Source organism: Rahnella sp. P4_A8, from assembly GCF_056402435.1.
This window is the reverse complement of record NZ_JBFUHK010000026.1, coordinates 1-26,160: the sequence shown is the minus strand read 5'-3', so window position 1 is coordinate 26,160 and position 26,160 is coordinate 1. Positions and strand designations below refer to the sequence as shown.

General features: G+C 51.7%; 27 protein-coding genes. 10 read left to right on the top strand and 17 right to left on the bottom strand.

What is annotated here, in order from left to right; translation table 11 throughout:
• Positions 1-11: 11 nt before the first annotated feature.
• From AC1DUO_RS14345 to putP, 6 genes are all read right to left on the bottom strand, one after another.
• Positions 12-425 (bottom strand): hypothetical protein, encoded by a 414-nt coding sequence (locus AC1DUO_RS14345; protein ID WP_071823627.1) that lies wholly within the window; start codon positions 423-425, stop codon positions 12-14.
• Positions 426-608: 183 nt separating this feature from the next.
• Positions 609-1,757 carry an N-acetylmuramoyl-L-alanine amidase gene (locus tag AC1DUO_RS14340; protein WP_119261716.1) on the bottom strand — a complete coding sequence of 383 codons (1,149 nt, stop codon included), beginning with the start codon at positions 1,755-1,757 and terminating at the stop codon, positions 609-611.
• Between the two features lie 170 nt (positions 1,758-1,927).
• Positions 1,928-3,223, bottom strand: coding sequence for an iron uptake transporter deferrochelatase/peroxidase subunit (gene efeB / locus AC1DUO_RS14335; RefSeq protein ID WP_119261717.1), 1,296 nt, complete (start codon positions 3,221-3,223; stop codon positions 1,928-1,930).
• Between the two features lie 155 nt (positions 3,224-3,378).
• Entirely contained in the window at positions 3,379-4,506 is a 1,128-nt protein-coding gene (efeO, locus tag AC1DUO_RS14330) for an iron uptake system protein EfeO (protein ID WP_013575768.1), read from the bottom strand.
• A gap of 44 nt (positions 4,507-4,550) precedes the next feature.
• The gene (gene efeU / locus AC1DUO_RS14325) at positions 4,551-5,402 is read right to left on the bottom strand and encodes an iron uptake transporter permease EfeU (protein ID WP_037034423.1); all 852 of its coding nucleotides are present in this window, start codon (positions 5,400-5,402) and stop codon (positions 4,551-4,553) included.
• 247 nt (positions 5,403-5,649) lie between these two features.
• Positions 5,650-7,134 (bottom strand): sodium/proline symporter PutP, encoded by a 1,485-nt coding sequence (putP, locus tag AC1DUO_RS14320; RefSeq protein ID WP_477987708.1) that lies wholly within the window; start codon positions 7,132-7,134, stop codon positions 5,650-5,652.
• 510 nt (positions 7,135-7,644) lie between these two features.
• On the opposite strand from putP, the gene putA reads away from it, so the two are divergent.
• The gene (putA, locus tag AC1DUO_RS14315) at positions 7,645-11,619 is read left to right on the top strand and encodes a trifunctional transcriptional regulator/proline dehydrogenase/L-glutamate gamma-semialdehyde dehydrogenase (protein ID WP_119261718.1); all 3,975 of its coding nucleotides are present in this window, start codon (positions 7,645-7,647) and stop codon (positions 11,617-11,619) included.
• A 628-nt stretch (positions 11,620-12,247) separates the two neighbouring features.
• On the opposite strand, the gene tcyN is transcribed toward putA, so the two are convergent.
• The 7 genes from tcyN to AC1DUO_RS14280 all read right to left on the bottom strand — a co-directional run bounded on the left by tcyN (position 12,248) and on the right by AC1DUO_RS14280 (position 18,743).
• A complete protein-coding gene (tcyN, locus tag AC1DUO_RS14310; RefSeq protein ID WP_013575772.1) occupies positions 12,248-13,000 on the bottom strand; it encodes an L-cystine ABC transporter ATP-binding protein TcyN in 753 nt (250 codons plus the stop codon).
• Positions 12,997-13,665, bottom strand: a complete 669-nt coding sequence (gene tcyL, locus AC1DUO_RS14305; protein ID WP_013575773.1) for a cystine ABC transporter permease — start codon at positions 13,663-13,665, stop codon at positions 12,997-12,999. Before tcyL ends, tcyN begins: the two co-directional genes overlap by 4 nt.
• Positions 13,666-13,735: 70 nt before the next feature.
• On the bottom strand, positions 13,736-14,536 hold the full coding sequence (gene tcyJ, locus AC1DUO_RS14300; protein ID WP_015690037.1) for a cystine ABC transporter substrate-binding protein: 801 nt from the start codon (positions 14,534-14,536) through the stop codon (positions 13,736-13,738).
• Between the two features lie 135 nt (positions 14,537-14,671).
• Positions 14,672-15,682: a D-cysteine desulfhydrase gene (locus AC1DUO_RS14295; protein WP_013575775.1), complete on the bottom strand. Its 1,011-nt coding sequence runs from the start codon at positions 15,680-15,682 to the stop codon at positions 14,672-14,674.
• Between the two features lie 188 nt (positions 15,683-15,870).
• The gene (gene fliZ / locus AC1DUO_RS14290; protein WP_013575776.1) at positions 15,871-16,377 is read right to left on the bottom strand and encodes a flagella biosynthesis regulatory protein FliZ; all 507 of its coding nucleotides are present in this window, start codon (positions 16,375-16,377) and stop codon (positions 15,871-15,873) included.
• Between the two features lie 54 nt (positions 16,378-16,431).
• On the bottom strand, positions 16,432-17,154 hold the full coding sequence (locus AC1DUO_RS14285; protein WP_013575777.1) for an RNA polymerase sigma factor FliA: 723 nt from the start codon (positions 17,152-17,154) through the stop codon (positions 16,432-16,434).
• A 308-nt stretch (positions 17,155-17,462) separates the two neighbouring features.
• Positions 17,463-18,743: a FliC/FljB family flagellin gene (locus AC1DUO_RS14280; RefSeq protein WP_013575778.1), complete on the bottom strand. Its 1,281-nt coding sequence runs from the start codon at positions 18,741-18,743 to the stop codon at positions 17,463-17,465.
• 371 nt (positions 18,744-19,114) lie between these two features.
• Here AC1DUO_RS14280 and fliD point away from each other — a divergent pair, with 371 nt between their 5' ends.
• The 5 genes from fliD (at position 19,115) to AC1DUO_RS14255 (ending at position 22,702) form a co-directional block, all read left to right on the top strand.
• The gene (gene fliD / locus AC1DUO_RS14275; protein ID WP_112152541.1) at positions 19,115-20,551 is read left to right on the top strand and encodes a flagellar filament capping protein FliD; all 1,437 of its coding nucleotides are present in this window, start codon (positions 19,115-19,117) and stop codon (positions 20,549-20,551) included.
• A 14-nt stretch (positions 20,552-20,565) separates the two neighbouring features.
• Positions 20,566-21,003, top strand: coding sequence for a flagellar export chaperone FliS (gene fliS, locus AC1DUO_RS14270; protein WP_013575780.1), 438 nt, complete (start codon positions 20,566-20,568; stop codon positions 21,001-21,003).
• Positions 20,978-21,340, top strand: a complete 363-nt coding sequence (gene fliT / locus AC1DUO_RS14265; protein WP_013575781.1) for a flagella biosynthesis regulatory protein FliT — start codon at positions 20,978-20,980, stop codon at positions 21,338-21,340. Before fliS ends, fliT begins: the two co-directional genes overlap by 26 nt.
• Positions 21,341-21,726: 386 nt before the next feature.
• Complete coding sequence (locus AC1DUO_RS14260) at positions 21,727-22,407, top strand: helix-turn-helix transcriptional regulator (RefSeq protein ID WP_231576043.1); 681 nt, start codon at positions 21,727-21,729, stop codon at positions 22,405-22,407.
• Between the two features lie 118 nt (positions 22,408-22,525).
• Positions 22,526-22,702 carry a GhoT/OrtT family toxin gene (locus AC1DUO_RS14255; RefSeq protein ID WP_013575783.1) on the top strand — a complete coding sequence of 59 codons (177 nt, stop codon included), beginning with the start codon at positions 22,526-22,528 and terminating at the stop codon, positions 22,700-22,702.
• Positions 22,703-22,812: 110 nt separating this feature from the next.
• Here the strand turns inward: AC1DUO_RS14255 and AC1DUO_RS14250 are convergent, their stop codons facing one another.
• Positions 22,813-22,971: a YqaE/Pmp3 family membrane protein gene (locus tag AC1DUO_RS14250; protein WP_015690040.1), complete on the bottom strand. Its 159-nt coding sequence runs from the start codon at positions 22,969-22,971 to the stop codon at positions 22,813-22,815.
• 70 nt (positions 22,972-23,041) lie between these two features.
• Positions 23,042-23,296, bottom strand: coding sequence for a hypothetical protein (locus AC1DUO_RS14245; RefSeq protein WP_013575785.1), 255 nt, complete (start codon positions 23,294-23,296; stop codon positions 23,042-23,044).
• 41 nt (positions 23,297-23,337) lie between these two features.
• Here AC1DUO_RS14245 and AC1DUO_RS14240 point away from each other — a divergent pair, with 41 nt between their 5' ends.
• Together AC1DUO_RS14240 and AC1DUO_RS14235 are read left to right on the top strand one after the other, a co-directional pair.
• Complete coding sequence (locus AC1DUO_RS14240; RefSeq protein WP_119261719.1) at positions 23,338-23,859, top strand: DUF4186 domain-containing protein; 522 nt, start codon at positions 23,338-23,340, stop codon at positions 23,857-23,859.
• Positions 23,860-24,092: 233 nt separating this feature from the next.
• The gene (locus tag AC1DUO_RS14235) at positions 24,093-24,368 is read left to right on the top strand and encodes a hypothetical protein (RefSeq protein ID WP_013575787.1); all 276 of its coding nucleotides are present in this window, start codon (positions 24,093-24,095) and stop codon (positions 24,366-24,368) included.
• 69 nt (positions 24,369-24,437) lie between these two features.
• Here AC1DUO_RS14235 and AC1DUO_RS14230 read toward each other — a convergent pair whose 3' ends face one another.
• Positions 24,438-24,707: a hypothetical protein gene (locus tag AC1DUO_RS14230; RefSeq protein WP_013575788.1), complete on the bottom strand. Its 270-nt coding sequence runs from the start codon at positions 24,705-24,707 to the stop codon at positions 24,438-24,440.
• A 158-nt stretch (positions 24,708-24,865) separates the two neighbouring features.
• On the opposite strand from AC1DUO_RS14230, the gene AC1DUO_RS14225 reads away from it, so the two are divergent.
• Positions 24,866-25,066, top strand: coding sequence for a DUF7736 domain-containing protein (locus tag AC1DUO_RS14225; RefSeq protein WP_013575789.1), 201 nt, complete (start codon positions 24,866-24,868; stop codon positions 25,064-25,066).
• A gap of 65 nt (positions 25,067-25,131) precedes the next feature.
• Here the strand turns inward: AC1DUO_RS14225 and AC1DUO_RS14220 are convergent, their stop codons facing one another.
• Positions 25,132-25,305, bottom strand: coding sequence for a hypothetical protein (locus tag AC1DUO_RS14220; protein WP_013575790.1), 174 nt, complete (start codon positions 25,303-25,305; stop codon positions 25,132-25,134).
• Between the two features lie 330 nt (positions 25,306-25,635).
• On the opposite strand from AC1DUO_RS14220, the gene AC1DUO_RS14215 reads away from it, so the two are divergent.
• A complete protein-coding gene (locus AC1DUO_RS14215) occupies positions 25,636-26,100 on the top strand; it encodes a GNAT family N-acetyltransferase (protein WP_013575791.1) in 465 nt (154 codons plus the stop codon).
• The last annotated feature ends 60 nt before the right edge of the window (positions 26,101-26,160 follow it).

Genomic DNA, 26,160 nt, shown 5'->3' with positions numbered 1-26,160 from the left:
GTTATGTTTCACTAACAAATGAGGTTTTGGTCTCCTTTTAGACCAAGTGGAGCCAATGAATAACGTGAAGAGGAAAAGAAACCAAAGGGATTAACGGAAAGTCTTTTGGTTGTTTTCTGTTCACGAGGAGGCATTGTCAAAAGTGTCAATAATGACAAACCGCTGACCCATACAATGAAAATTCCAGAATAAAAGCCAGTGATATTCACATCATTTTGGTAAACATTTACGGGGTCAGTTAAAGAACAGGGTTGAGGTTGAGTGGATGATATTTTTTGCAGCAAGCGGCAGGAAAAAGCTGAAAGTAAAGGTTGAAATATTAGAGAGTCGGAAGCCTGGCCCTCGTTTGCATTTAAGCGACAACAACGAGTGAATGAGAGAAGTGTGTTATTTTCGATCAACAGCCCAAACATGGACTTTACCATTCGCGCTCCCCGCAGTGTTATTAACGGCACCTGCCGTACACCTCGTGAAAACTACCGCTTATAAATGTCAGTATAATGACAGCTGAAACATTTGCGTTACCAAAATGTAAAAAAGTTTGTGGCTGACGTCAATAGGATCATGAGGATCTTTTTCAGATCCTCTTTAATCGTGCTGAATTTCTCTCAGCCCAGCAGATTATTTTTCTTTTCATTGATGAAGTAACTGTTAATGCCTTCCGCCAGCGCATGCGCCATTTTCTCCTGAAACACCGGCTCACCCAGTAATTTTTCTTCCTGTTTATTGGTGATGAAGGATGTCTCCACCAGCGCGGAAGGAATTCGCGGGGATTTCAGTACCGCAAATCCCGCCTGTTCAGGATGCGGACTGTGCATGTGATGCACTTTACTAATAGTTGCCGTCAGATGATGGCCAAAATTCAGGCTGCGATGAATGGTTTCGTGCTGGTCGAGATCAAACAGCGTTTCTTTAAGGTATTGATCGTCGGTTTTAAAATCGTCGTCATACAACACATCTGCGCTGTTTTCGCTTTGCGACAAATAGCGCGCCATCGCACTGCCCGCGCCGTGTTCAGACAGCGCGAAAACCGACGCACCGGAGACCTGATCGTTGGTAAAACCGTCGGCATGAATTGAGATAAACAGATCTGCCTCATGCTGATGCGCCAGGCTGACGCGGTGATACAGCGGAATAAATACGTCATCCTGGCGCGTCAGCACCGCCTGAATACCGTGCTGTTGATCAAGCAAGGTTTGCAGTCGTTTGGCGATGTGCAGCACCACGTGTTTTTCATAGGTGCCTTCGTTGCCGATCGCGCCCGGATCCTTTCCGCCATGCCCCGGATCAATCATCACCAGCAGCGGTTTCTCTGCCCGAGGTGCAGCGGTGGTGACGGGCAAAATCTCGGCGTCAGGGCTTTCTCCGGATATCGTCACGTTCAGCACACCGTTTTCCGTGCTGCGCGTAATCTTCGGTTTACCGTTTACCTGCAACACAATGCGCGCCACTTGCGGGCTGAAGTGAGCAATCCTCCCCTCTTTTATCCACGAAAATTTCTGCCTGACCACCGTCAGCGCATGCTCCAGTTCCGGTGGAAATGACGCCATCGGCATATCAATCACCACTCTTTCCGGCGCACTGAGCATAAACACCCGGCTGTATTTATCCGCTGCCGGTAACGTCAGGTAAATCTGACTGGCGTCTGATGTCATGGTAATGCGCACGGCTTTTTGGGCGGCATACAGGCGTGGTGCCGTCAGGGAAAGTCCGATGCCAAAGATCAGTAATTTTCTGCGGGCATGGTTGATGGTCATAACAGTCTCGGAGCAGGCATCGTAATAAATCAGTTTGACGATTTATCATCATGACATTGCTGAGATTTTTTGGGATACAGCGGAGTATTAACAGGCGGTGAATTGCGTAACGAAGCGTAAAAAGGATTTCTGGATTGAGCTTCTCCCCCTTCGCAGGGGGAGGCATTAAATTACGCTTCGATTAACGATTGACCGAGATAGTGGCTTTCATCTTTATTCCCCGGCAGCGTGAAGAAAAAGCCGCCGCCATTCGGACGGATATACTCTTCAAGCGCTTCGCCGTTCAGGCGTTTCTGCACGGTCAGGAAACCTTTTTCCAGGTCATGCTGATAACAGACAAAAATCAGCCCCATTTCCAGTTGCCCGGAATGGGTCACGCCAAGCGAATAGCTGTAGCCACGGCGCAGCATCAGGTTTTCATCGGTGGCTTTGGTACGCGGATTCGCCAGACGGATATGCGAATCAAGGCGGATGGTCTTACCTTCCGGGTCTTTTTCGTAATCCGGCACATCGTGCTCTTTTTCCATCCCCAAAGGTGCGCCGGTGGCTTTGTTACGCCCGAAAATAGACTGCTGCTCCTGCAACGGCGTGCGGTCCCAGGATTCCACCTTGAACGGGATCAGACGTGTGGCCTGATAACTGCCGCCAAGCGTCCACGCCGGTTCGCCCTGACCGGCGGTGACCCAGACGGTTTTATCCATCAGTGGTGTGTCTTTCGAGTCAGGATTCGCCGTGCCGTCTTTAAAGCCCAGCAGGTTAATCGGCGTTTCTTTGCCCTGACTGCGCGCTGCGTGGGACGAAATAAAGCCGTCACGACGCCAGCGCACACTGAGTAAATCCGGTGTGTACTTGATGATGTCACGCAACGCATGCACCACCGTATCGTTGTTGTTGGCACAGATTTGCAGTGACAGGTCACCGTGACAGAGTGTGGCATCCAGTGAATCATTCGGGAAACGCGTCATGCGCTGCAATTTCAGCGGCTTATGCGGCGCTAATCCAAAGCGTTCATCGAACAGGGAATCCCCCACCGACAGCGTCATGGTCAGGTTATCCGGGTAGATTTCTGCCCCCATCACGCCGGAATCCATCGGCGGGAATTTCGGATCCATTGAAGGTGCGGTGCCACCCTTGGTCAGGAAGGCAAACCGTGAATCAAGGAGACGGAAAAGACGCTCCAGATCGGCTTTGTTGGTGGCCAGCACGTCAAAGGAAACCAGCATCATCGACGCCTGTTGTGGCGTTAAAATCCCTGCCTGATGCTCGCCGTAATAAGGTTGCCTGCCCCAGCGTTCGTCCGGGGAAACCGTGCCTGGCGTGTACTTTTTTTTTGCGCCGGGTGTTTTCTCAGCCTGCGCCGTGGCAGCGCCGCCCAGGGCAAATGCCCCGCCTAACAATCCCACACCTTTCAGTAAACTACGGCGGGAAGAAGAAACGTCGTTCTGATTATCGTTTTTGTGACTCATTGCTATGCCTCGTTATAACGCTCCTCCCCCTGCGAAGGGGGAGGTTGGGAGGGGGTTTTAATGATAAAACAGGGGGTTATGCATACTTCGGCTGCTGGATTTTTCTTTAATACCCCACCCCACCCTCCCCTTCGCAGGGGAGGGTGCTAAGGAGTTTAATCTAAACCAAGCACACCGCGCAGTTTGGACAAGTCTTCTGCCAGCGTGGTGATCGGCCCTTTCATTGCGTTACGGTCTGCATCAGACAGTTTTTCATAATTCTCGTAACCGTCTTTGGTTTTGTATTTATCCAGCAGCGCATCGACGGTTTTGAAGTTAGCGTCGATTTTATCCAGCAACGGTTTATCGGCTTTGACCAGTAACGGACGCAGCAGATTGACGATTTTTTGTGCGCCATCAAGGTTGGCACGGAAATCCCACAGGTCAGTGCGGCTGTAACGGTCTTCTTCGCCGCTGATTTTACTGGCGGCCACTTCTTCAATCAGGCCCGCCGCGCCGCCGACCACTTTGCTAGGCGGGAAAGTCAGGTCTGCGATACGTTTTTGCAAATCAACGGTATCGGTATAAAGCTTGTCAGCAAAGGGTTCGGTGCCTTTGGTGGTTTTGTCCGCGAAGAGAATTTTCTCCAGACGGTGGAAACCGGTGAAGTTAGGATCTTCGGCTTTTTTCTCGAAATCATCTTCACGGGCGTCGATGCTGCCGTCCAGATCAGAGAACAGTTCGGCAATCGGTTCGATGCGCTCATAGTAAACACGGGTTGACGCGTAAAGGGATTGTGCTTTCGCCAGATCACCCTTCTTCACTGCGTCGGTAAAGGCTTTGGTATGCGCCACCAGTTCAGCGACCTGCTGCGTCACATAGACTTTGTATTCCGCAATCGGGCCAACCAGCGCCATGGCGTCAGGCTTACCGGAAGCGGCTGTCCCCTCGGCGGTGACAGTCAGTTTGCCTTTCGGATTGCTCAGCAAGCCACAGGTCATGTCGTATTCGCCCGGTTCAAGGTTAGCCGTCATTTTTTGCGTGAAACCCGGTGCCACGTTTTCACGTTCTTCCACCACCATCACGCCTTTCAAAATTTCCCATTCCAGGTTTTTCTGACTGTTGTTATGGATAACAAACTGGGTTTTACCGGCGGGCACGGTCAGCGCCATCGGTTCACATTGTTTGTCGTTAACAGCAATTTTGACCTGACGAACATCAGCAGCCAGCACGTTGGCGCTCAGCGCAAAAGCCGGCAGGGATAACAGTGCAATCTGTAAAGCTTTACGGCGAAAATGTGTCATGTACAACTCCGTGACAAAGGCAAGATGATGGAAAGGTTTAAGGATCAACGTCGTGTTTTTTGCCCGGCAGAGGCCGGCGCGGCCACAGGCGATTTACCTTGTGGCATAAAGAACAGGAACAGCGCAGGGATCAGATACAGGAAGTACACCGCGACCTCACTGACCGTCGGGGCTTCCTGATAGCCAAACATCCCTTCCAGCAACGTGCCGAATAAAGAGTGCGTGGATAATGTGCCGCTCAGATCAAAAGCAATATCCTGCATACGGTTCCACAATCCGGCTTCGTGGAAAGCGCGAATAGCCCCCGCAGCCAGCCCGGCGGCGACAAACAGAATGAACAGGCTGGTCCATTTGAAGAACTTCGCCAGATGCAGCTTCACCCCGCCGTAATAAATCAGGAAACCCAACACGATGGCCGCGCCAAGCCCGAGCACTGCGCCGATCGGCGCTTCGATGCCGACGTCCTGCTGGAAGGCCGCCAGCAGGAAAAACACCGATTCCAGACCTTCACGCGCTACCGCAAAAAACACCATCGCGACCAGTGCCCAGCCCTGACCGCGGCCGGAATTCAGCGCATGATCAATCGCCCCTTCCAGATGCACTTTGATAGAACGCGACACTTTGCGCATCCAGAACACCATATAAGTCAGGATGCACACCGCAACGACGGCGACGATACCTTCAAACAGCTCCTGCTGTTTTTGTGGAAACTCACCGGTCGTGGCATTGATGAAAAGACCGAGCGCCAGACAGAGTGCGGCAGCGATGAAAACGCCAATCCAGACCACACCGAGCCACTGCCCGCGTTGCGTCCGTTTGAGATAGCTGGCAATCAGGCTGACGATCAGTGCAGCTTCCAGCCCTTCGCGAAACATAATGAGAAACGGAACGAACATGACGAGCTCCCGAGCCCTGAATTCTGACGAACAACAGAATGTGTAAGGTCTCTGTAAAGAAAAGTAAAAAGAAACGATAGTGATTATCATTCTTGCCAAAAGAAATACAAGAGGTAACCGATCCTTTTTTTGAAGCGTGATCGGTAAATAGACAGGAAAAATCAGGTCAGGGGGTTTATCTGGCGGAAAATGCTGAAAACCGGGGGCTGAATGCCCCCGGTCTGAGTGTCATAAAAGTAAAAAACCGTTAAATAGTATTATATTCCGCTTCCGCAACAGTGAAGCGCTGTTCCACGGCGGCGGAAGGTTTACGCCCCGCCAGGCTGACAATCCAGATAGCCAGTGACGCGAAAATAAAGCCGGGAATGATTTCATACAGTTCGGCCCAGCCGTATTGTTTCCACAGGATCACTGTCACGGCACCGACGATCATGCCTGCCAGTGCACCGTTACGCGTCATACGTTTCCACATCACGGAAATCAGGATCACCGGTCCGAATGCTGCGCCAAAACCGGCCCATGCATAACTGACTAAACCGAGAACACGGTTTTCCGGATTGGCGGCCAGCGCAATCGCGACCAGCGCCACAACCAGCACCATCGCACGCCCTACCCACACCAGTTCGCGCTGGCTTGCGCCTTTGCGCAGGAAAGCTTTATACAAATCTTCGGTAATGGCGCTTGAACACACCAGCAACTGACAGCTCAGGGTACTCATCACCGCCGCCAGAATAGCGGACAGCAAAATACCGGCAATCCAGGGATTAAACAGAATTTTCGTCAGCTCGATGAACACGCGCTCACCGTTTTGCGTCACGTTGCCCGCTTCGCCCGGATTATTGCTGAAGTACGCAATCCCGAAGAATCCTACGGCGATGGTGCCCGCCAGACACAAAATCATCCATGTCATGCTGATACGGCGCGCGCTGCGGATAGTTCGGTGAGAATCAGCCGCCATGAAGCGCGCCAGAATATGCGGCTGACCAAAATAGCCCAGCCCCCAGCCCAGCAATGACAAAATCGCCACCAGATTCATGCCCTTGAACATATCGGTGTATTCAGGGTTTTTGGCATTGATTACCATCATCGAGGTATCAATACCGCCCACTGCGAGGATGACGATAACCGGTGTCAGGATCAGCGCGAAAATCATCAGGCTGGCCTGCACGGTATCAGTCCAGCTGACTGCCAGAAAACCGCCGATAAAGGTATAAATGATGGTCGCCGCTGCACCAGCCCAAAGTGCAGTCTGGTACGTCATGCCGAAGGTGCTTTCAAACAGACGCGCACCGGCCACGATGCCGGAGGCACAATAAATGGTGAAGAACACCAAAATCACAATCGCGGAGATAATGCGCAGCAGCTTGCTGGAATCTTCAAAACGATGGGTAAAGTAATCCGGCAGTGTCAGCGCATTATTGTTGGCTTCAGTGTGCACACGCAGCCGTCCTGCCACCAGTTTCCAGTTCAGGTACGCGCCGATGGTCAGGCCAATGGCGATCCAGCTTTCCGAAATCCCGGAAATAAAAATCGCCCCCGGTAATCCCATTRACAGCCAGCCGCTCATGTCAGAAGCACCGGCTGAAAGCGCCGTCACCACGCTGCCTAAACTGCGTCCGCCCAGAATATAATCATCAAAGTTTTTGGTTCGTAGATACGCGATGAGCCCAATAAAAATCATCCCGAAAATATAAACACAAAACGTCACCAGCATCGGTGTGTTCATTGTCATTCCATTCTCCACTTCTTATTTTTTGCGATGTTGTCCGGCAGCTGTCTGTCCTGAAGCACTCCACCAGAAGTGCCGCTAAAAACCTGCCGGGGCGAGATGATGGCTGAAACCCTGTAAGGTTGCAGCAAGACTCTCCATATTTTTTACGTAGTCACTGACTCTGTGTGGTTTTTGTTCAAAATTACTGTCGGGCCGGATACTGGTTTAGCCTGATCCACTTTTCAATATTTTTAACATTTCAAATACACAAAATTCACCCTCCATCACAGTTATCCGCAATACCGGTTGTACTTTGCACTGACAAAAGTTGCACCTGATGCAACCTTTGACATTCTCCTCAGGTGAATGCAGGCAAGATCCATGCCGTTATTTTATTGTTAAAAATGCCAGACAAATCACAACAGGCATACTTCATGCATTAACAGGGTTGCACAAGGTTGCAACATAGAAGATATTGCTCAGCATAAAATAACGAATTCACCTGAAATTTTTTATATGGAGTGTTTGCGCATGGGTATGACGACGATGGGCGTGAAGCTGGATGAAGGTACACGCGACAGGCTTAAAGAAGCGGCTCACAAAATTGACCGCACGCCGCACTGGCTGATCAAACAAGCGATATTTTCCTATCTGGAACGACTGGAAAATGGCGATACGCTGCCGGAAATTCCGGCGCTGAATGGCGCTGCGCCTGAAGGTATGGAAGATGTCGCTGTGCAACTGGTTCAGGAAGCCCATCAGCCGTTCCTTGATTTCGCCGAGCAGATCCTGCCACAGTCAGTCAGCCGTTCTGCCATCACTGCCGCCTATCGCCGCCCTGAACCTGAAGCCGTGTCGATGCTGCTTGAACAGGCGCGTTTGCCTGCCCCGCTCAATGATGCTGCGCTGAAACTGGCTGCTGACATTGCCACCAGACTCAGGAACCAAAAGAGTGCAAACGGCCGCGCCGGTATGGTGCAAAGCCTGCTGCAGGAGTTCTCTCTGTCTTCTCAGGAAGGCGTGGCGCTGATGTGTCTGGCGGAAGCGCTGCTGCGTATTCCCGACAAACCAACCCGCGATGCGTTAATCCGCGACAAAATCAGCAACGGTAACTGGCATTCGCATCTGGGCCGCAGCCCGTCGCTGTTCGTTAACGCCGCGACCTGGGGTTTGCTGTTCACCGGCAAGCTGGTGGCGACGCATAATGAAGCCAGCCTGTCAAAATCGCTGAACCGCATTATCGGCAAAAGCGGCGAACCGCTAATCCGCAAAGGTGTGGACATGGCAATGCGCCTGATGGGAGAGCAATTCGTGACCGGCGAAACCATCGCCGAAGCGCTGGCCAATGCCCGCAAACATGAAGAAAAAGGCTTCCGCTATTCCTACGACATGCTGGGTGAAGCCGCGCTCACCGCGAAAGACGCGCAGGCCTATTTGCAGTCCTATCAGCAGGCGATCAATGCCATCGGCAAAGCCTCCAATGGTCGCGGCATTTATGAAGGCCCCGGCATTTCCATCAAGCTTTCCGCCCTGCATCCGCGTTACAGCCGTGCGCAATATGAACGTGTAATGGAAGAGTTGTATCCGCGCCTGCTTTCACTGACCTTGCTGGCACGCAGTTACGACATCGGTATCAACATCGATGCCGAAGAAGCTGACCGCCTGGAAATCTCTCTTGATTTGCTGGAAAAACTCTGCTTCGAACCCGAACTGGCGGGCTGGAACGGCATCGGCTTCGTGATTCAGGCGTATCAGAAACGCTGCCCGATGGTGATTGATTACCTGACCAGTCTGGCACAGCGCAGCCGCCGCCGTCTGATGGTCCGTCTGGTGAAAGGTGCGTACTGGGACAGCGAAATTAAGCGCGCACAAATGGACGGTCTGGAAGATTATCCGGTTTATACCCGCAAGGTTTACACCGATGTCTCCTATCTGGCCTGCGCCCGTAAACTGCTGGCCGTGCCGAACCTGATTTATCCGCAGTTCGCGACGCATAACGCCCACACCGTGGCGGCGATTTATCAACTGGCCGGTAATAACTATTATCCCGGTCAGTACGAATTCCAGTGCCTGCACGGTATGGGTGAACCGCTGTACGAGCAGGTGGTGGGGAAAATTTCTGACGGCAAACTGAACCGCCCGTGCCGCATTTATGCCCCGGTCGGTACACACGAAACACTGTTGGCGTACCTGGTACGTCGTCTGCTGGAAAACGGCGCGAATACCTCCTTTGTTAACCGTATTGCCGATGCCACGTTACCGATCGATGAACTGGTTGCCGATCCGGTTCTGGCGGTCGAAGCGCTGGCCGCCAGCGAAGGTCAGGTCGGATTACCCCATCCGCGAATCGCCCTGCCGCGCAATCTTTATGGCGACAAACGTGTGAATTCTGCCGGTCTGGATATGTCCAGCGAGCACCGTCTGGCCTCCCTTTCCAGCGCCCTGCTGCAAAGCGCCAGCCACCCGGTCAAAGCGCAGCCGATAATTGATGCGCAAACGGACGACGGCGAATTCCTGCCGGTGATCAACCCGTCTGAAAATACCGATATTGTCGGGTATGTTCGCGAAGCGACAGAAGCTGAAATCAGCCGCGCGCTGGATGCCTCAACCGCTGCCGGGTCAATCTGGTTTGCGACACCTCCCGAAGAACGTGCCGCCATCCTGCAACGCGCTGCAGAACTGATGGAAGCGCAGTTGCAAAACCTGCTTGGCGTGCTGGTGCGCGAGGCGGGAAAAACCTTTAATAACGCCATTGCCGAAGTACGTGAAGCCGTGGATTTCCTGCATTACTACGCCGGTCAGATCCGCGAAGATTTCGCCAATGACACGCACCGTCCGCTGGGGCCGGTGGTCTGTATCAGCCCGTGGAACTTCCCGCTGGCGATCTTTACCGGTCAGATTGCTGCCGCGCTGGCCGCCGGGAACAGCGTGCTGGCAAAACCCGCTGAACAAACGCCACTGGTCGCTGCGCTGGCCGTCAGCATTTTGCATGAAGCCGGAGTTCCGGCAGGCGTATTGCAGTTGCTGCCGGGCCGGGGTGAAACGGTCGGTTCGCAACTGGTCAATGACGAACGTGTACGCGGCGTGCTGTTTACCGGTTCGACGGATGTCGCGGGTATTCTGCAACGCAACATCGCCGGTCGTCTGGATCTGCAGGGCCGTCCGACGCCGCTTATCGCCGAAACCGGCGGGCTGAACGCCATGATTGTCGATTCCTCCGCCCTGACCGAACAGGTAGTGACGGATGTGGTCGCGTCGGCTTTCGACAGCGCCGGTCAGCGCTGCTCCGCCCTGCGCGTGTTGTGTATTCAGGACGACGTCGCCGACCACACGCTGCAAATGCTGCGCGGTGCGATGGCGGAATGCCGGATGGGCAATCCGGAGCGCTTGTCTACCGACATCGGGCCGGTGATCGACGCCGAAGCCAAAGCCGGTATCGAAAAACACATCGATGCGATGCGCACCAAAGGCCGCACCGTGTATCAGGCTGCGCAGGAATTTACGGCTGACCAGCAGGAATGGAGCCGCGGTACCTTTGTTAAACCGACGCTGATCGAGCTGGAAAGCTTCGATGAGATGAAGAAAGAAATCTTCGGGCCGGTGCTGCACGTGGTGCGTTATGCCCGCCAGGATCTGGATAAGCTGATCGGTCAGATTAATGCCGCCGGTTATGGCCTGACGCTGGGTATTCATACCCGCATCGACGAAACCATTCATCGCGTTACGCAGCAGGCACACGTCGGCAATATGTACGTGAACCGCAATATGGTGGGTGCTGTCGTGGGTGTGCAACCTTTTGGCGGCGAAGGCTTGTCCGGCACCGGTCCGAAAGCCGGTGGCCCGCTGTATCTTTATCGTCTGCTGAGCAGCCGTCCGCAAGACGCCGTCCAGCAAACCCTGTTACGTCAGGATCGCGAACTGCCGCTCGATACCTCCGTGCGCGAAGCCTTGCTGGCACCGCACCGGGCGCTGCAACAATGGGCAACGGAGCAGAAACACCGTGAGGAGTTTGTCGCAGTTTGCGAACGTTTCGCCCAAACCAGTCAGGGCGGCACCTTGCGCACACTGCCGGGACCAACCGGCGAGCGTAACACTTACGCACTGTTACCGCGTGAGCGCGTTCTGGCACTGGCGGATAATCAGGAAGATGCACTGATCCAGCTTGCGGCTGTCACAGCGACAGGTTGCCGCATTCTCTGGCCGGAAGCGCCATTGCAACGTGATTTGTTCAACATCCTGCCAAAAGCAGTGCAGGCGCGAGTCGATTTCGCCAAAGACTGGCAGAACGATGCGCAGGTATTTGATGCAGTGATTTATCACGGTGATGCGGATCAGTTGCGCGAACTTTGTCAGACCATTGCGCAGCGTCCGGGCGCCATTATATCGGTACAGGGCTTTGCACGCGGCGAGGATAATATTCTGCTGGAACGCCTGTTGCATGAACGTTCACTGAGTGTGAATACGGCAGCCGCCGGGGGCAATGCGAGTCTGATGACGATCGGATAAAGCAGGGGTTGCAGGAGAGCCGCTGCAAGTGGGCGGCTTTTAAAAAGCCTGAAAAAATTTCCCGTTACATTAAGGGCTGAATCGAGAAAATTTCGGTTTCTCAATAACGGTTATCATGTGGCCTTTCGCGCCGAAACCGACCAGAGGGGAAAAGCTTTTCCCCTCTGAACTCCCCTCGCTTTTTCAAACAAGTGATCCGCACGCAAGCTATGTTTCAGGAAACACTGCGACAGGCTGGAAATCTTGCCGCTACGCGGTGCCTTCTCTCGGTCCCGGAGCCTCGGGTCTCCAGGCCGCTCCGTTCAGCAAGATTTCTGAATCGCCCGCACGATCTTAAATTCAAAACCAATCGGTTTTGATATCAAAATGAGTGAGGTTGCGAACTAAAAGCCGGAGGCCGGTTCCAAAATCCTGCCGTAACGAGAGGTGAAAAACCGCGAGTCTTTTTGCGCGGGTTGTAACCCGAGTGCAGGGCACCGCGCAGCGGCGGGATTTTGCGGCTGTCACCTCGCTCGCTGAAACATAGCCTCCAGCGAAGCGCGCAGTGAAAGAGCCGGGGGGGTCTTGGGGGACGGCGGAGATAAGCCGCCCCCCAAGTCGGTGTGGGCCGACGCCCACGGTTTTGATCTCAGTGGGCCAGGAACTTCTCCAGGAACTGTTTCGTCCTGGCATGTTGCGGATTCGAAAACAGCTCTTTCGCTGGCCCCTGCTCCACGATTTTCCCCTGATCCATAAAAATAGCGCGGTCTGCCACGTCACGGGCGAAACTCATTTCGTGGGTCACAATCACCATGGTGCGGTGCTCAAGTGCCAGTGCGCGGATAGTGTTGAGCACTTCACCCACCAGTTCCGGATCGAGCGCGGAGGTCGGTTCATCAAACAAAATCACTTCCGGGCTCATCGCCAGTGCGCGGGCGATGGCAACGCGTTGCTGCTGGCCACCGGAGAGACGTCGCGGATAGGCATTTTCTTTGCCGCTTAACCCGACTTTTTCCAGAAGCTGACGTGCTGTGGCGATGGCTTTTTCTTTTGACTCGCCCTTCACAATCACCGGTCCTTCGATGATATTTTCCAGTACTGAACGGTGCGGGAACAGGTTGAAGTTCTGGAAAACAAACCCCACCTGCTTGCGCAGCTCACGAACGTTATTCTTCTGTTTACTGAGCGGTTTGCTGGCATCAATTTCGATATTGCCGACTTTTATGGTACCGCCGTCCGGCTCTTCCAGCAGGTTAATGCTGCGCAGCAAGGTGGTTTTACCCGAACCGCTTGGCCCGATGATCGCTACCACTTCGCCGGCGTTGACCTGTAAATCGATACCGTGCAACACCGTTTGTCCGTGGAATTTTTTTGTCAGTTGCTTTACGTCAATGGTACTCATGAAGGCTCCTGATCCTGACGGTTAACGCGGTCTTCCAGACGGTTTTGCAGGAAGGATAAAACAGTCGCCAGCACCCAGTAGATAACCGATGCGGCCAGATACATGGTGAACACTTCCAGCGTGCGCGATGTCACAAGCTGTGCCTGACGGAACAGTTCCGGCACCTGGATGGTCGCGGCCAGCGAGGTATCTTTTACCAGGCCGATAAAGCTGTTACCGAGCGGCGGCAGCGCGGTGCGGGCGGCCTGCGGCAAAATCACGCGGCGCATGGTCTGCCACGGATTCATACCAATACTGGCCGCCGCTTCCCACTGCCCTTTTTCGATGGACGAAATCGCCGCACGCAGGGTTTCGGAGGTGTAGGCCGCGGTATTGAGCGACAGGCCAATCATGGCTGCCGGGATAGGATCCAGCTCGATGCCAAACTGTGGCAGACCGTAGTAGATCATAAACAATTGGGCGATCAGCGGCGTGCCACGGAAAACGGAGACGTAAAAACGCGATAACCATGACAGCGGCCAGAAATGCGAAAGGCGCATCAGCGCCAGCACGAAGCCCAGGATAAGACCGAACACCATTCCGCCCAGACTGAGCTGGAGCGTAAACAGTGTTCCTTTCAATAAAAATGGTGCTGAATCCAGCACCAGTTGAATACTTTCTTGCATCCGATAAGAACCTTATGGATCAGTTCGTAATGAGCCGGAGCGCCAGTCTGACGCTCCGGTTTTACGGGTATTATTTTGTGACGTCAGCACCAAACCACTTTTCAGAGATTTTGGCGAGCGAGCCATCTTTCTGCATTTCAGCAATCGCTTTGTTGATAGCAGCCAGCAGTTCCGGGTTGTCTTTGCGAATGGCCACGCCAGATTCCAGACGGGAGAACGGTGCACCTGCAACGGCTAAGGTATCACCGGTTTTCTTCACCAGATCCAGTGCTGCCAGACGGTCAACCAGAATGGCGTTGATACGGCCTACGCGCAGATCCTGATATTTAGTCGGGTCATCATCATAAGTACGGATGTCCACGCCCTGCACATTCTCGCGCAACCATTGCTCGTAGTTACTGCCCAGACCCACGCCGACTTTTTTGCCTTTCAGATCTTCAGGTTTAGTGATGGTGCCTTCCTGACCTTTTTTAGTCAGCGCCTGAATACCGGAAACGGTGTATGGCGTAGAGAAGTCATATTTTTTCTCACGCTCAGGCGAAATGGTCACCTGATTGATCACCACATCAATACGTTTGGATTCCAGCGAAGCCAGCATGCCGTCCCATTTGGTCGGTTGCAGTTTCGCTTTAACGCCCATGTGCTGCGCCAGTGCATCGGCGAACTCGACTTCAAAGCCGGTCAGTTTGCCGTCTTCACCCTGGAAACTGAACGGAGGGTAAGTCCCTTCCAGCCCGACAATCAAGGTGCCGCGATCTTTGACTTTCTTCAGTAACCCTTCGTCAGCAAAAGTATTGCTGACCATGCCTGCTGTCAGCGTGACCGCAACAGCACCCAGAAGTAAACGACGACGCAGTGTAGAAAAACCCATATTCACCTCAGTTATAGTTAGTTATAGAACGCTATATCCCCTACGAATTTGCGCACAGTAGCACCCGCTGCGTCAGTTATCAGGAATATAATTCTATAATCTTAGCTCAAAAAAGCATAAGCGGATTTTAGAGTATTAAACCTGCGGATGATACGCAAACAGTGCCGGTGCACCGCCGGTGTGAATGAACAGGATCGGGCCTTCATCCGGGAACAAACCACGCGCTATACCGTCGAGCAATCCGGCCATCGCTTTGCCGGTATACACCGGATCCAGCAGCATGGCTTCCTGCTCTGCCAGCAATTTCACGGCGGCGGTTCCGGCTTCATTCGGCTCACCGTAGCGTGGCGCAAAATATTCGTCCCACAAGGTAATTGACGGCGTTTTCTCACCCAGTTGTAATTGTGTTGTCACTTCCCGGGCAATGGCTTCAACTTTGGGACGCTGGGCATCGGCACTGCGCGACACTGTCACACCAATCAACTGCGTGTCTGGCATTAAATGTTGCAAAGCGACGGCCAGACCAGCGTGCGTACCGGCGCTGCCCGATGCCACCACCACGGCACTGAAATCCACAAAACTGGCCGAAGACTGCTCGGCGATTTCCAGCGCGCACTGCACGTAGCCGAGTGCACCAAGCGCATTGGAACCGCCAACCGGCACGACGTAGGGACGAAAACCTTGTGCTTCCAGACGTTCGGCTTGTTCTGCAAGCTGCGCCATCGGGTCATCAAGCGCATCGCACATCACCACTTCCACATTGAACAGATCCAGCAGCAGACGGTTGCCGTTGCTCAGATAATTGACTTCGGTGGTGCCGATCGGGTTTTCCAGCAACGCAACGCATTTCAGGCCCAGTTTGGCGGCCACGGCGGCGGTCTGGCGTACATGATTTGACTGAATGGCACCAGCGGTCACCAGCGTATCCGCACCTTCTGCCAGCGCTGCGGCGGCCAGATATTCCAGTTTGCGCAGCTTGTTACCGCCCATCGCCAGCGGCGTGATGTCATCGCGTTTAATGTAAATGTCACGTCCGGCGTATTCGGAAAGACGATGCAGTTTTTCCAGCGGCGTGGCGCTGCCCAGTAAATCGATCCGATCGAAGGCTTCCAGCCGGGTTTTAAGCAAAGAAATTTTAGCAGGCACGATGTTCCCCTGACGCACAGCACGGTGCCGCACGAAGTCGTTATAGTCGAAGTTGGTTTGAGTTTAGAGACAGGTTATTGAGTAAGTATATAAAGAATTTATAGAAACTGCGGACAGATTCAAGACAAAAAAACAGGCTCCCGGAGGAGCCTGTTTGTGCATTGCGTGTCAGTCTGTCTGAGATCCGATTACGCGGATTTCTGCCAGGCCAGATACTGGTCGTATTTGCGCAGGGCAATACGGTAGTTGTCATGACCCGCCACCGGCAAATCATTGATGATCCGCTGGTGGATACTGTCCCCTGAAAGTTTATCCAGAGGATAGTTGTTTGCAGAGAGGATTTCATCCAGACGGCGGAGGCGGACAACATACTCGCGCACCGTGCTGTGATTCATCTCAGTCTGCTCAAACAGATATTGCTTAAACGCCATAATGTCAAAATAGGACGAATGGCTGTTACAGCTTATCTCACTGCAAAAACGACACAGTGCGGTCAGTTCCTGCGACAGGTTGTGCCACACGTCATCATCAATAGGCTGGTCCATCTTGGCGATGGCCTCTTTATTGATGATTTGCCCGCGAAACACCAGTGCCATCCTGTCGAGTTCTTTTGCACACTGTGAGCAATGAGTCTGACTGTGTTTAAAATCTTTAAGATAACGGCTTAAAGGCCTTGTTTTGATTCCCGCTGGCATAAATTTATTCCTGATAAGGGATATAAAATGTATAACCGGCCAGGAAAAAGCGGATCAGTGGTCGTTGGCCAGGCGTGTTCGCAAACGCTTAATCGCCTGACTGTGGAGCTGGCTTACACGGGATTCCCCGACGTCCAGCACCGCCCCGATCTCTTTTAAATTCAACTCTTCCTGGTAGTAAAGCGTAAGTACCAACTTCTCCCGTTCAGGTAACGCATCGATAGCTTCCATCACCCGGTGGCGTAAATTACCCTCCAACAGATGATGTAACGGGTTGGCCTCTTCGTGCCCTTCCATCAATGCCTCGGCAGTATCGCCGTGCTCTTCGCGCCATTCGTCATAAGAAAACAACTGGCTACTGTTCGTATCCATTAATATCTGCCGGTATTCCTCAATGGGAATATCCAGCACCTGCGCCACCTCTCCTTCACTCGGCGGTCGCCCTAATTTCTGTTCTGCGCTATGCATCGCCTGGGACACTTCACGCGCATTACGTCTGACACTACGCGGCACCCAGTCGCGGCTACGCAACTCATCGAGCATGGCGCCGCGAATACGCTGAACGGCATACGTCGTAAACGCCGTCCCCTGCATCGCATCAAAACGCTCAACCGCATTTAACAGGCCGATCCCGCCCGCTTGCAGTAGATCATCAAGCTCTACGCTGGCGGGAAGCCGCACCTGCAAACGCAGGGCTTCATGGCGCACAAGCGGAACATAGCGCTGCCACAAAGAATTTTTGTCTATCACGCCGTCGGCGGTATACAGATCGCTCACTGTCGTAACCTGGCAAATTTAGGGTCAGTATCATTGTGCCAGTGATAATCGCTAATCAATCGGCTGAATAAGGCCTGAAAAACGCGGTTATTTTGATTATGTCTCGCAGATTCTGTTTGCAGACGTCCGCCGGTAACACCGTAAACGATTGACTAAAAAACAATCACAACATAAAGATTATCTTAAATTATACCAGCGAATGCCCCGCATTAATCCTTAAGAATGGTAAATTTTAGTTAAAAAAAACCCCGCCGGAGCGGGGTTTGTTCTGTTTGTAACCGAACTGCGTAATTTGTCGACTAAGACAATTATTGCAGCAGGGACAGTACAGACTGAGGAACCTGGTTAGCTTTAGACAATACTGAAGTACCAGCCTGCTGCAGGATCTGTGCTTTAGACATTGCTGAAACTTCTGTTGCGTAGTCAGCATCCTGAATACGGCTCTGTGCAGAAGACAGGTTAGTCGTGGTGTTGTCCAGGTTGGTGATGGCAGAATCGAAACGGTTCTGAACCGCACCCAGTGAAGAACGGAAGGTGTCAACTTTAGCGATAGCAGCGTCGATTGCTTTCAGTGGGTCAGAAGTCGCAACGCCAGTGTAAGCGTTGGTGTTAGCAGCACTGGCGATGTCGCCGATGGTGCTTGCAACGTTCGCAGTACCGGTAGCGCCGCCGTCAACGATAGCGCCAGCTGCAGTTTTGTAGTCTTTACCCTGAACGGTAACGTAACCTACCGCTGCGCCAGTGGCGTCTGCGCCAACTTTAACCAGTTTGCCAGTCTGAGTACCTGCAGTAACACCGTTGTCAGTGTCAGTGTAAGAAACGTCAGTGGTGTTCAGTGTTACAGCGCCAGTTGCGTCATCTACAGATGCAGCGTAGTTGCTGGTACCATCAGAAACAACGTAAGTTGCAGTCGCTGCGCCAGCTGCTGTCTGAACGTTTTTCAGAGACAGTTTGCTTGCGTCCAGGCCCAGAGAAGTTGCCGCTGCAGACAGGTCAACGTTTTTCAGGGAGCCGCTTGCGCCAACCTGAGTGATTGCATCGCTGGTTTTCAGTGCGTTGCTTGCTACTGAGAAACCGTTCAGACCCAGAGTGGTAGAGTCGATTTTCTGCAGGTCGATGTCGATAGTCTGACCATCGTTAGCGCCAACCTGGATTTTCATCGTCTGGTTAGAGGCCAGTACGTTCACGCCGTTGAACTGAGTCTGACCAGATACACGGTCGATTTCAGACAGACGGGAAGTGATTTCGTCCTGGATTGAGGTCAGGTCGGAATCGGAGTTGGTGCCGTTAGCAGCCTGAACAGACAGCTCACGAATACGTTGTAAGTTGTTGTTGATTTCGCTCAGTGAACCTTCAGTGGTCTGCGCAACAGAGATACCGTCGTTGGCGTTACGTGAAGCCTGAGTCAGACCGTTGATGTTAGAAGTGAAGCGGTTAGCAATCGCCTGACCAGCAGCATCGTCTTTTGCGCTGTTGATACGCAGACCGGAGGACAGACGCTCGATAGCGGTGCTCAGAGCGGACTGGGATTTGTTCAGGTTGTTCTGAGTCATCAGAGACAGCGTGTTGGTATTGATAACTTGAGCCATGAGTGTATTCCTTCAAATCTGGTTAAGGGTTCGGGCTTATTGCCCACGGCGTTCATCACCGTCCAAACTTGTATCGGCGGTACTGCGGTAACCTTTAGAATTATTTCTCAAAAAATCCGGTTTTCTTACTTTGAGAATTACCCTTCCTTATACCGCCTATTCACGCCATTACTTTTTGTTGTGATCTATTAAACTTTTTCTCCGTCGTGCCGATAGGGCTTAAAGACTCTTTTATACCTAAAGTCATTGGAGTTGCAGTAAGCGGCGAGGGAGTGAACCCGTTACCTGACATCCGTCAGGAAAACCGGTGAACGAAGCGAAGGCGACTGTAAATTCACGTACTCAGGGCAATCAAACTGTAAAGGATAATTATGGCCACTTCAGGCACTATCTCTTCATTAGGTATCGGTTCAGGTTTACAACTTTCAGACCTGCTGGATAACCTGACGACTGCAGAAAAAAAACGTTTAACCCCGATCACCGCGGCACAAACCAGCTATAGCGCCAAACTGACGGCCTATGGCACGCTCCAAAGCGCATTACAAACTTTTTCTGACGCTGCGACCGCATTGTCATCGACCAATACTTACGGGGCGACCACGGCTTCGTCGAGCAACACGTCTGCGTTCAGTGTGACAACCGGCACCGGCGCCGCGGCGGGTAAATATTCCGTTTCCGTGACACAGCTGGCCTCTGCGCAGTCTTTGGTTTCTGCCACGCAGTCGAGCAATAAAACCGCACTGGGCGCCACGACCACTGATAATACCCGTACCCTGACCATCAGCCAGGGCGACGGCAGTAAACCACTGAGCATCAAACTGACCGATGATCAGACTTCACTGACCGGTGTTCGTGATGCGATCAATAAAGCCGGTGGCGGTGTCACGGCCAGTATCGTCAAAGTGGATGACAGCAGCTACAAGCTGGTACTGAGCGCGAACAATACCGGTACCAATTCAGAAATGACCGTCAGCGTCACCGGTGATGACCAGCTGAATAATATTATCGGATATAACTCATCCACCGGCACCGGTGCGATGACCGAAAATGCCACAGCAGGCAATGCCAAGCTGACCTTTAATGGCATCGATCTGGAACGTCAAAGCAACACCATCAGTGATGCGCAGGACGGGATTACGTTAAATCTGACCGGCACGACCACAACCGCAGCAACGCTGACAGTGGCGAAAGATACCTCCACAGCAACAACTGCTATCCAGACTTTTGTTGATGCGTATAACAAGTTGCAGGATACGTTCTCCAGCCTGACCAAGTTCACAGCCACCGCGACGAACACCGATACGGCTGACAGTACCAACGGCGCATTACTGGGTGACAGCGCACTGCGTACCATCCAGACACGTCTGAAGTCAGCGATCACCGGCGTCTCGGGTTCTGGTTCAGTAAGTTCATTGCAGAGTATCGGTATTACCACTGACCCGGACACCGGTAAGCTGGAAGTTGACAGCACCAAGCTGAGTGCCGCGTTAACCAGTAACCCGAATGCTGTGCAGACCATGATGGTAGGTGACGGCAAAACCACCGGCGTGATGACCAACATCAGCAACCTGAACAGCGGGTTCCTGAACACCAGCACCGGTACGATTGCTAATGCCCAGACGGCTGTGAACACCACGCTGAAAAGCCTCACCGAGCAGTACAACAAGGTGAACACCAGCATTAACGACACCATCGCCCGTTATAAAACGCAATTCACGGCACTTGATGTCTCGATCCAGAAGCTCAACAGCACAGCGGATTATCTGACGCAGCAGTTCGAAGCTATGTCCTCATCAAGTTCAAGCTAGTAAGGAAACTGAATATGTATAATGCAAAAGGAACTCAGGCCTACGCACAGGTAGGCCTTGAAAGTGGCGTCATGAGCGCCACTCCGTATCAGCTGGTGACGATGTTATTCGACGGGGCGCGCAGCGCCCTGATCCGTGCTCGTATTTTTATCCAGCAGGGCAGCATTGCCGAAAAAGGCAAATCACTGTCTATGGCAATTAACATTATCGACAGCGGACTGAAAGCCGGATTAAGTCGTGAAAAAGGCGATCCTGAATTAGTGGATAACCTCGAAGCGCTTTATTCCTATATGGTCCGTCGTTTATTGCATGCAAATTTACACAACGATCAAGAGGCCATCGCTGAGGTGCTGACCTTGCTTGAAAATATCGCCGATGCCTGGCGGCAAATCGGCCCAAACTACCACCCGTCGCAGGACCAATATAATGGATCAACATCAGTATCTGGTTAATGAATATCAACTGATCCTGTCTTTAAGCGAGCAGATGTTGCGGCTGGCGAGAGAAGAGAAATGGGATGAGCTGGTTGAGCTCGAAGTCAGTTACGTCAAAGCAGTCGAAGCCACGACCCGGTTACCGATGTCAGAACAGACATCGGTAATGATTCAGAATGATGTCCGCCGCTATTTGCGCATTATTCTTGATAACGAAAATACGATTAAAACATTGTTACAAGCCCGGATGAATAAACTCACCGAGCTGATTGGTCAGTCGTCCCGACAACAACAAGTGAATACGACTTACGGAAAAATTGACCTCCGTTCGATTGCCTTCGGCGATCGCCAATAATTATTAAATATTTGTTTGTTTTCTTTCCAATATTTCTTGTGCAAAAATAAGGTTTCAGAGGCAGAGAGCGCCTGGCTGCCAGGGCTAGTTCTCTCTGTCTGCTCCCATAACTTACACATATTAACCGGCAGCCTGTTTGTATTAGCAAAGCGGGAATTATTTATCAGGCAGCACACTACAGGTTGCCGTCGTCATTTTCGGGCATCATCATCATGGTTCGTAAAATAAAAGTGACTCCAGGGATAGGAACCATTTCTCTGCTTATTCAGCATAGTGAACTTTTTATTCATGATGTTTATATTGATAAGCCACAATTGGTTCTCATTCAGAACGGAAGCCTCTCAATTACGGATCAGGCACAGCAAGTCACACTGCAGGCTGGCGAAATGCTGGTGCTTAACAGTGGACAAACGTTGAGCATGACTCACCATTTATCCGGAAATGGCCCTTTCAGCTGCGCCATCATGGCATGGGATCATCAGTTACTCAGTGATGCAGGCCTGCACGCAACCGGCTTCAGCCCGCCACTTCTTGCTGTTAATACCCTGCAAGTCATTCCGCACATCCCCGGTGCGTTCAAACAAAGTTTTACCGACACTCACTCAGCCATTCTCTGGCACCATGGTCTGCCCGCACCGATAACCCGCCACCGCATGCTCGAACAGTTACTCTGGCTGTCGCAACTGGGTGTGCGGTATTCCGTACAGCACAGTGAAAGCGTGACAGATAACGTACGTGAATTATTAGTCAATAATCTGCATAAATCATTTACCGCCGCCGAAGTGGCAGAAAAGCTGATGATGAATGAAGTGATGTTGCGCAGACGTCTTGCGGGCGAAAATTGTGTGCTGCGAAATCTGATGATCGATGTACGCATGACCCACGCACTGCGGTTGTTGCAATGCACCGATCTGGCCATTTCACATATTGCACATCAGGTAGGTTATGAAAGCGGCTCGCGTTTTGCCGAGCGTTTCCGGAAACGTTTTGGATTCGCCCCTACCGCCATCCGTGGTCATTTACGCCCCCTTTCTACCCCTGCGCTGCTCACAATCGACAACATATAACAACTCGCGCCAAACAGACACAATACAAAACCTTGAGTAACATCACACAATATTTGATTACCAGATGTTAACGGAATATCATACACGCCGTTATTTTATTCATGGGCAGGAGTGAGTTGTGCACGTTTGGTGGGAAGTGATTAAAACAATTTACTGGGGCGGATTGGGCATTGCGGTGCTGTTCACTTTGCTGGTGAGCCGCGATACGATAAAAATAAGACTGTTAACTTCCGGCATTATCGGATTTACCTGGCCGATGAGTCTGCCGGTCGTCCTTCTCTTCTCTCTGTTTTGAGTTTGCCTGCACTGAATGTCCTCTTAATATCCTGAACCCGGCCTGCTGACCGGGATCAGATAACGGCAAGACTGTGTTATTGCAAGCCAGTGTTATTGCAAGACAAAGTGTTATTTGCGAGTCTGCACCCAAAATCCGTGGATTAGACCCGGCAGGTAACCGCAAAGTGTCAGGATAATGTTCAGCAGAAACGCACCGCCGAAACCGTTGCCAATCAATACGCCCAATGGCGGCACAAGAATTGTGATCAATACTCTCCAGAATCCCATCTTACTCTCCCTTTGGTTATCATTGTGTTAACGATAGCGCATGAGAAATGAAACGGGCATCAGATGAAACCTAATTGATCAGCTCCAGCATAATTTCAACATCCCGCCGTGTTTTTTCCAGCATGTCGGTATCGCCGTTGCGGTGTTCAGCATCCGACACCTGGTGGATCTGGCGCATCTGCCATCTCACCTGATTCTTTTGTTCGTCGGTCATACTGCGACACATCACAATGATAAAGTTTCGCAGCATTATCTGTTGCATGGCAGTTTCTTCAGCTTGCTTGTTGACCGACATGACCAAATCTATAACATGTTTTTCTGCCATTGCAGGTTCCTGCGGGAGTGGAATAGTCAGGCCAGACTAACATGGTCTGGCAGCCGCTGATGGCGACTGATGATGTGATTAACGCCGCTATTTCTGCGCCTAGAATTGACCCGGACATCCAGATTATGTTTTCCATCGATCATGTTTTTAAGCGCCTGGCCGCTTCACCTTTCCGTCAGCGTTTCCATCTCGGTGCCAAAGAGTACCGGTATTGCCAGGATAAAGGGCCGGAGACGGTCAGCCAGCACGCGGCGGATTTCATTGCTAAGCGCCTTGCCCCGACAGAGCCAGAGCAGGATGGAAAACAGACGCCGATGCGCGGTCACCCGGTATTCATTGCCCAGCACGCAACGGCCACCTGCTGTCGCGGCTGTCTGGAAAAGTGGCATCACATCCCCGCACATACGGCTATGACACCCGCACAGCAGCACTATGCCGTGACGGTGATTTTGCACTGGCTTCATCAGGAAATGCAGCGCCCTGCTCCGGTCGCTAAAGAACGAAAATCTAACAAAAAAATCTCAGACACACCGAACAACGCACAACAGATGAATTTGTTGTAAGAGGCGCATCACACTCGTTAAAAAATAAAAAGTGATAATGGTCACATTTTTCCCGCTTTTCCATACCCAAGTAAGATCGTGCTCTATAATTTTAGAGGAATAAGAATTGTGCGACGGGTTGTCTTCAGCACGCCCTTTGAAGTTTTTGCAGTCTTTCGGATGAGCTTTTCCAGGTGAAACGAGTTTTACACTTGTTGTCAGGATAATTGCCCGTATTGGGAAAAGGAGGATGCATGTCTGAATATCATTATTTACTGGTTGGCGGAAGCCGCAACGGACAACGGCATGTTGATAAACAACATCAGTTTTCGTTGTGCTTTTGGGAAGACGCAGCACAGAACGCGGAACGCGAGTTTTACGGTAAACGTAACGAACGCTACAAAGTTAATCCGGAAAAAGGCGCAGACGGGAACTGGTATCTTGTGGGCTATTGTGGAAATTGTTCGAAAATTAAAGCCGACGAATTAACCACCCAGGCGCTCACCAAGCACGTGAAACCCCTGATGTAAAAATTGTTTTTTGAAAGCCATAAACCCCGCCATTAACGCGGGGTTTTGTTTTCAGGAGCCACCTGACTTTCAGGCCGCCATCCCCTGAATGTTGCGGGCGAAAAATTCAACATGCCCGCCCACCGTAAAATGCGCCTCGTGATGCCCCAGACGGCCAAGTGGCGCAATGCGCACAATTTCACCTTCAAATTCACCATCATGAATTCTGGTGATCGCCACATCAAGCTGATAGCTGGCCGGATGTACGCCTACCGGAAACGTCAGCAACTTGACCCTGTCACCGATCTCAAACCGGGTAAGCAGCGGCAGCGGTGCCTGTTCAAACAGATCCTGATCCATATGTGACTCCTTGTTTTCCAGTGGAATTAATTAGAGGATAGAATATATTGCCGCGTCCTGCCGGATACCGGCGTGAAGCACTTCTCTCTTTCAACATTTATATTGCGCAAGAGCTGGCGTAACCGTCTTTTGCCCCCCGAAAATCATGAGGAACCCCTGTGAAAAAACTGACGCCACAGCAATGCATCATACTGACCGGATTTACCGGCATCCTGCATGGCGAATTTGAGTGGTTTCACGAAGATTTGGAAAAGCGACTTGGCCGTGAAGTTCAGACCTCAGAACTGGGATACCCGGAGTTTATGGAAGAATGCCGCAGCCTGTATGAAGAGGATTTTAACAACCTGATGCCGGACTAAAAACGAAAGGCCGGGCAAACAGTATTGCCCGGCCTCCTGAGTTCATCGTCATTTAATACAAATCACTAAGGCTTCACGATGCCGCGGATAAAGTGTTCATTCACCCTGATCACATTGCCCGTTTCAACGTTAATGACCTGATATTGCACTGGTTTAACCTCATCCAGAACAGCGACAATTTCAAATAAACCTGGTGTAAAAGTAAGCGTGACAAAAACGCCAACAGGATAGACAGCCATAATTTTATCCTTTCAATCAACCTCTTATAATATACTTCCTTTCCCCCAGCGCGATAACACGCAAATCATTAATCACTCCAGGTTATTTCATCGCATACATTAATCACTCGGGATGAATGTTACATAAAAGAAATAAAGAACATGTATAAAATGAAGCGGAGGCACTTAAAATCGGATAACTCTGACAGACGTATCAGGAACATAATTAAATTTTACACTCTTCTTACGCAAAGGCGGTTTTCCGCCACACTTCTGCCTGCCAGTCCCTTGTTTTCGGGGTGATTTAAGTTAAAAATATAAATCCACTTTGTTACATTGAGAGCCTGCGCTGTGAGTGCCCAGATTTTTGAAACCGATGCGACTCATCCGCATCTGACACGACTGATTGCTGAGCTGGATGCCTATCAATATCCGCTCTACCCGCCGGAATCGTTTCAGGGAATTAACATCACTGAACTTGATGAAGGTGAGATCACGTGTTTTATGGCGAGGGTTGATGATGACTGGGCCGGTTGCGCCTGTCTGTTTATCACAAAACACGGCCTCGCGGAAATGAAACGTGTTTACGTGAGCCCGCTGTATCGCGGTCAGGGCATTGCCTCATTACTGATTGCCGCAATGGAAAAGAAACTGAAAGCGTTGGGGTACAAAGACCTGTTTCTGGAAACGGGTGTGTTTCAGGAAAAAGCCATCACGCTGTATGAAAAACTGGGTTATTGCCGGACAGAAGCGTTTGGCGACTATGCGTTGTCCCCGGATCCGCTGAGTGTTTATATGATGAAAGCGATGAGGTAATGCACGGGAAACGGCAGAAGCGGCAATAAATACCTCCATAACGCTGTCTTATGACAGGGT

What these genes read in the sequence shown, in the direction of transcription:
- AC1DUO_RS14250 (WP_015690040.1), bottom strand. Translation starts at nt 22,971, where the DNA reads ATGGGATTCTGGAGAGTATTGATCACAATTCTTGTGCCGCCATTGGGC.
- AC1DUO_RS14220 (WP_013575790.1), bottom strand. Translation starts at nt 25,305, where the DNA reads ATGGCTGTCTATCCTGTTGGCGTTTTTGTCACGCTTACTTTTACACCA.
- AC1DUO_RS14230 (WP_013575788.1), bottom strand. Translation starts at nt 24,707, where the DNA reads ATGGATCAGGATCTGTTTGAACAGGCACCGCTGCCGCTGCTTACCCGG.
- AC1DUO_RS14235 (WP_013575787.1), top strand. Translation starts at nt 24,093, where the DNA reads ATGTCTGAATATCATTATTTACTGGTTGGCGGAAGCCGCAACGGACAA.
- tcyN (WP_013575772.1), bottom strand. Translation starts at nt 13,000, where the DNA reads ATGAGTACCATTGACGTAAAGCAACTGACAAAAAAATTCCACGGACAA.
- AC1DUO_RS14260 (WP_231576043.1), top strand. Translation starts at nt 21,727, where the DNA reads ATGCTGGTGCTTAACAGTGGACAAACGTTGAGCATGACTCACCATTTA.
- fliT (WP_013575781.1), top strand. Translation starts at nt 20,978, where the DNA reads ATGGATCAACATCAGTATCTGGTTAATGAATATCAACTGATCCTGTCT.
- tcyL (WP_013575773.1), bottom strand. Translation starts at nt 13,665, where the DNA reads ATGCAAGAAAGTATTCAACTGGTGCTGGATTCAGCACCATTTTTATTG.
- fliZ (WP_013575776.1), bottom strand. Translation starts at nt 16,377, where the DNA reads ATGCCAGCGGGAATCAAAACAAGGCCTTTAAGCCGTTATCTTAAAGAT.
- efeU (WP_037034423.1), bottom strand. Translation starts at nt 5,402, where the DNA reads ATGTTCGTTCCGTTTCTCATTATGTTTCGCGAAGGGCTGGAAGCTGCA.
- AC1DUO_RS14245 (WP_013575785.1), bottom strand. Translation starts at nt 23,296, where the DNA reads ATGGCAGAAAAACATGTTATAGATTTGGTCATGTCGGTCAACAAGCAA.
- tcyJ (WP_015690037.1), bottom strand. Translation starts at nt 14,536, where the DNA reads ATGGGTTTTTCTACACTGCGTCGTCGTTTACTTCTGGGTGCTGTTGCG.
- AC1DUO_RS14345 (WP_071823627.1), bottom strand. Translation starts at nt 425, where the DNA reads ATGGTAAAGTCCATGTTTGGGCTGTTGATCGAAAATAACACACTTCTC.
- AC1DUO_RS14340 (WP_119261716.1), bottom strand. Translation starts at nt 1,757, where the DNA reads ATGACCATCAACCATGCCCGCAGAAAATTACTGATCTTTGGCATCGGA.
- AC1DUO_RS14240 (WP_119261719.1), top strand. Translation starts at nt 23,338, where the DNA reads ATGGTCTGGCAGCCGCTGATGGCGACTGATGATGTGATTAACGCCGCT.
- fliD (WP_112152541.1), top strand. Translation starts at nt 19,115, where the DNA reads ATGGCCACTTCAGGCACTATCTCTTCATTAGGTATCGGTTCAGGTTTA.
- efeO (WP_013575768.1), bottom strand. Translation starts at nt 4,506, where the DNA reads ATGACACATTTTCGCCGTAAAGCTTTACAGATTGCACTGTTATCCCTG.
- putA (WP_119261718.1), top strand. Translation starts at nt 7,645, where the DNA reads ATGGGTATGACGACGATGGGCGTGAAGCTGGATGAAGGTACACGCGAC.
- AC1DUO_RS14280 (WP_013575778.1), bottom strand. Translation starts at nt 18,743, where the DNA reads ATGGCTCAAGTTATCAATACCAACACGCTGTCTCTGATGACTCAGAAC.
- efeB (WP_119261717.1), bottom strand. Translation starts at nt 3,223, where the DNA reads ATGAGTCACAAAAACGATAATCAGAACGACGTTTCTTCTTCCCGCCGT.
- fliS (WP_013575780.1), top strand. Translation starts at nt 20,566, where the DNA reads ATGTATAATGCAAAAGGAACTCAGGCCTACGCACAGGTAGGCCTTGAA.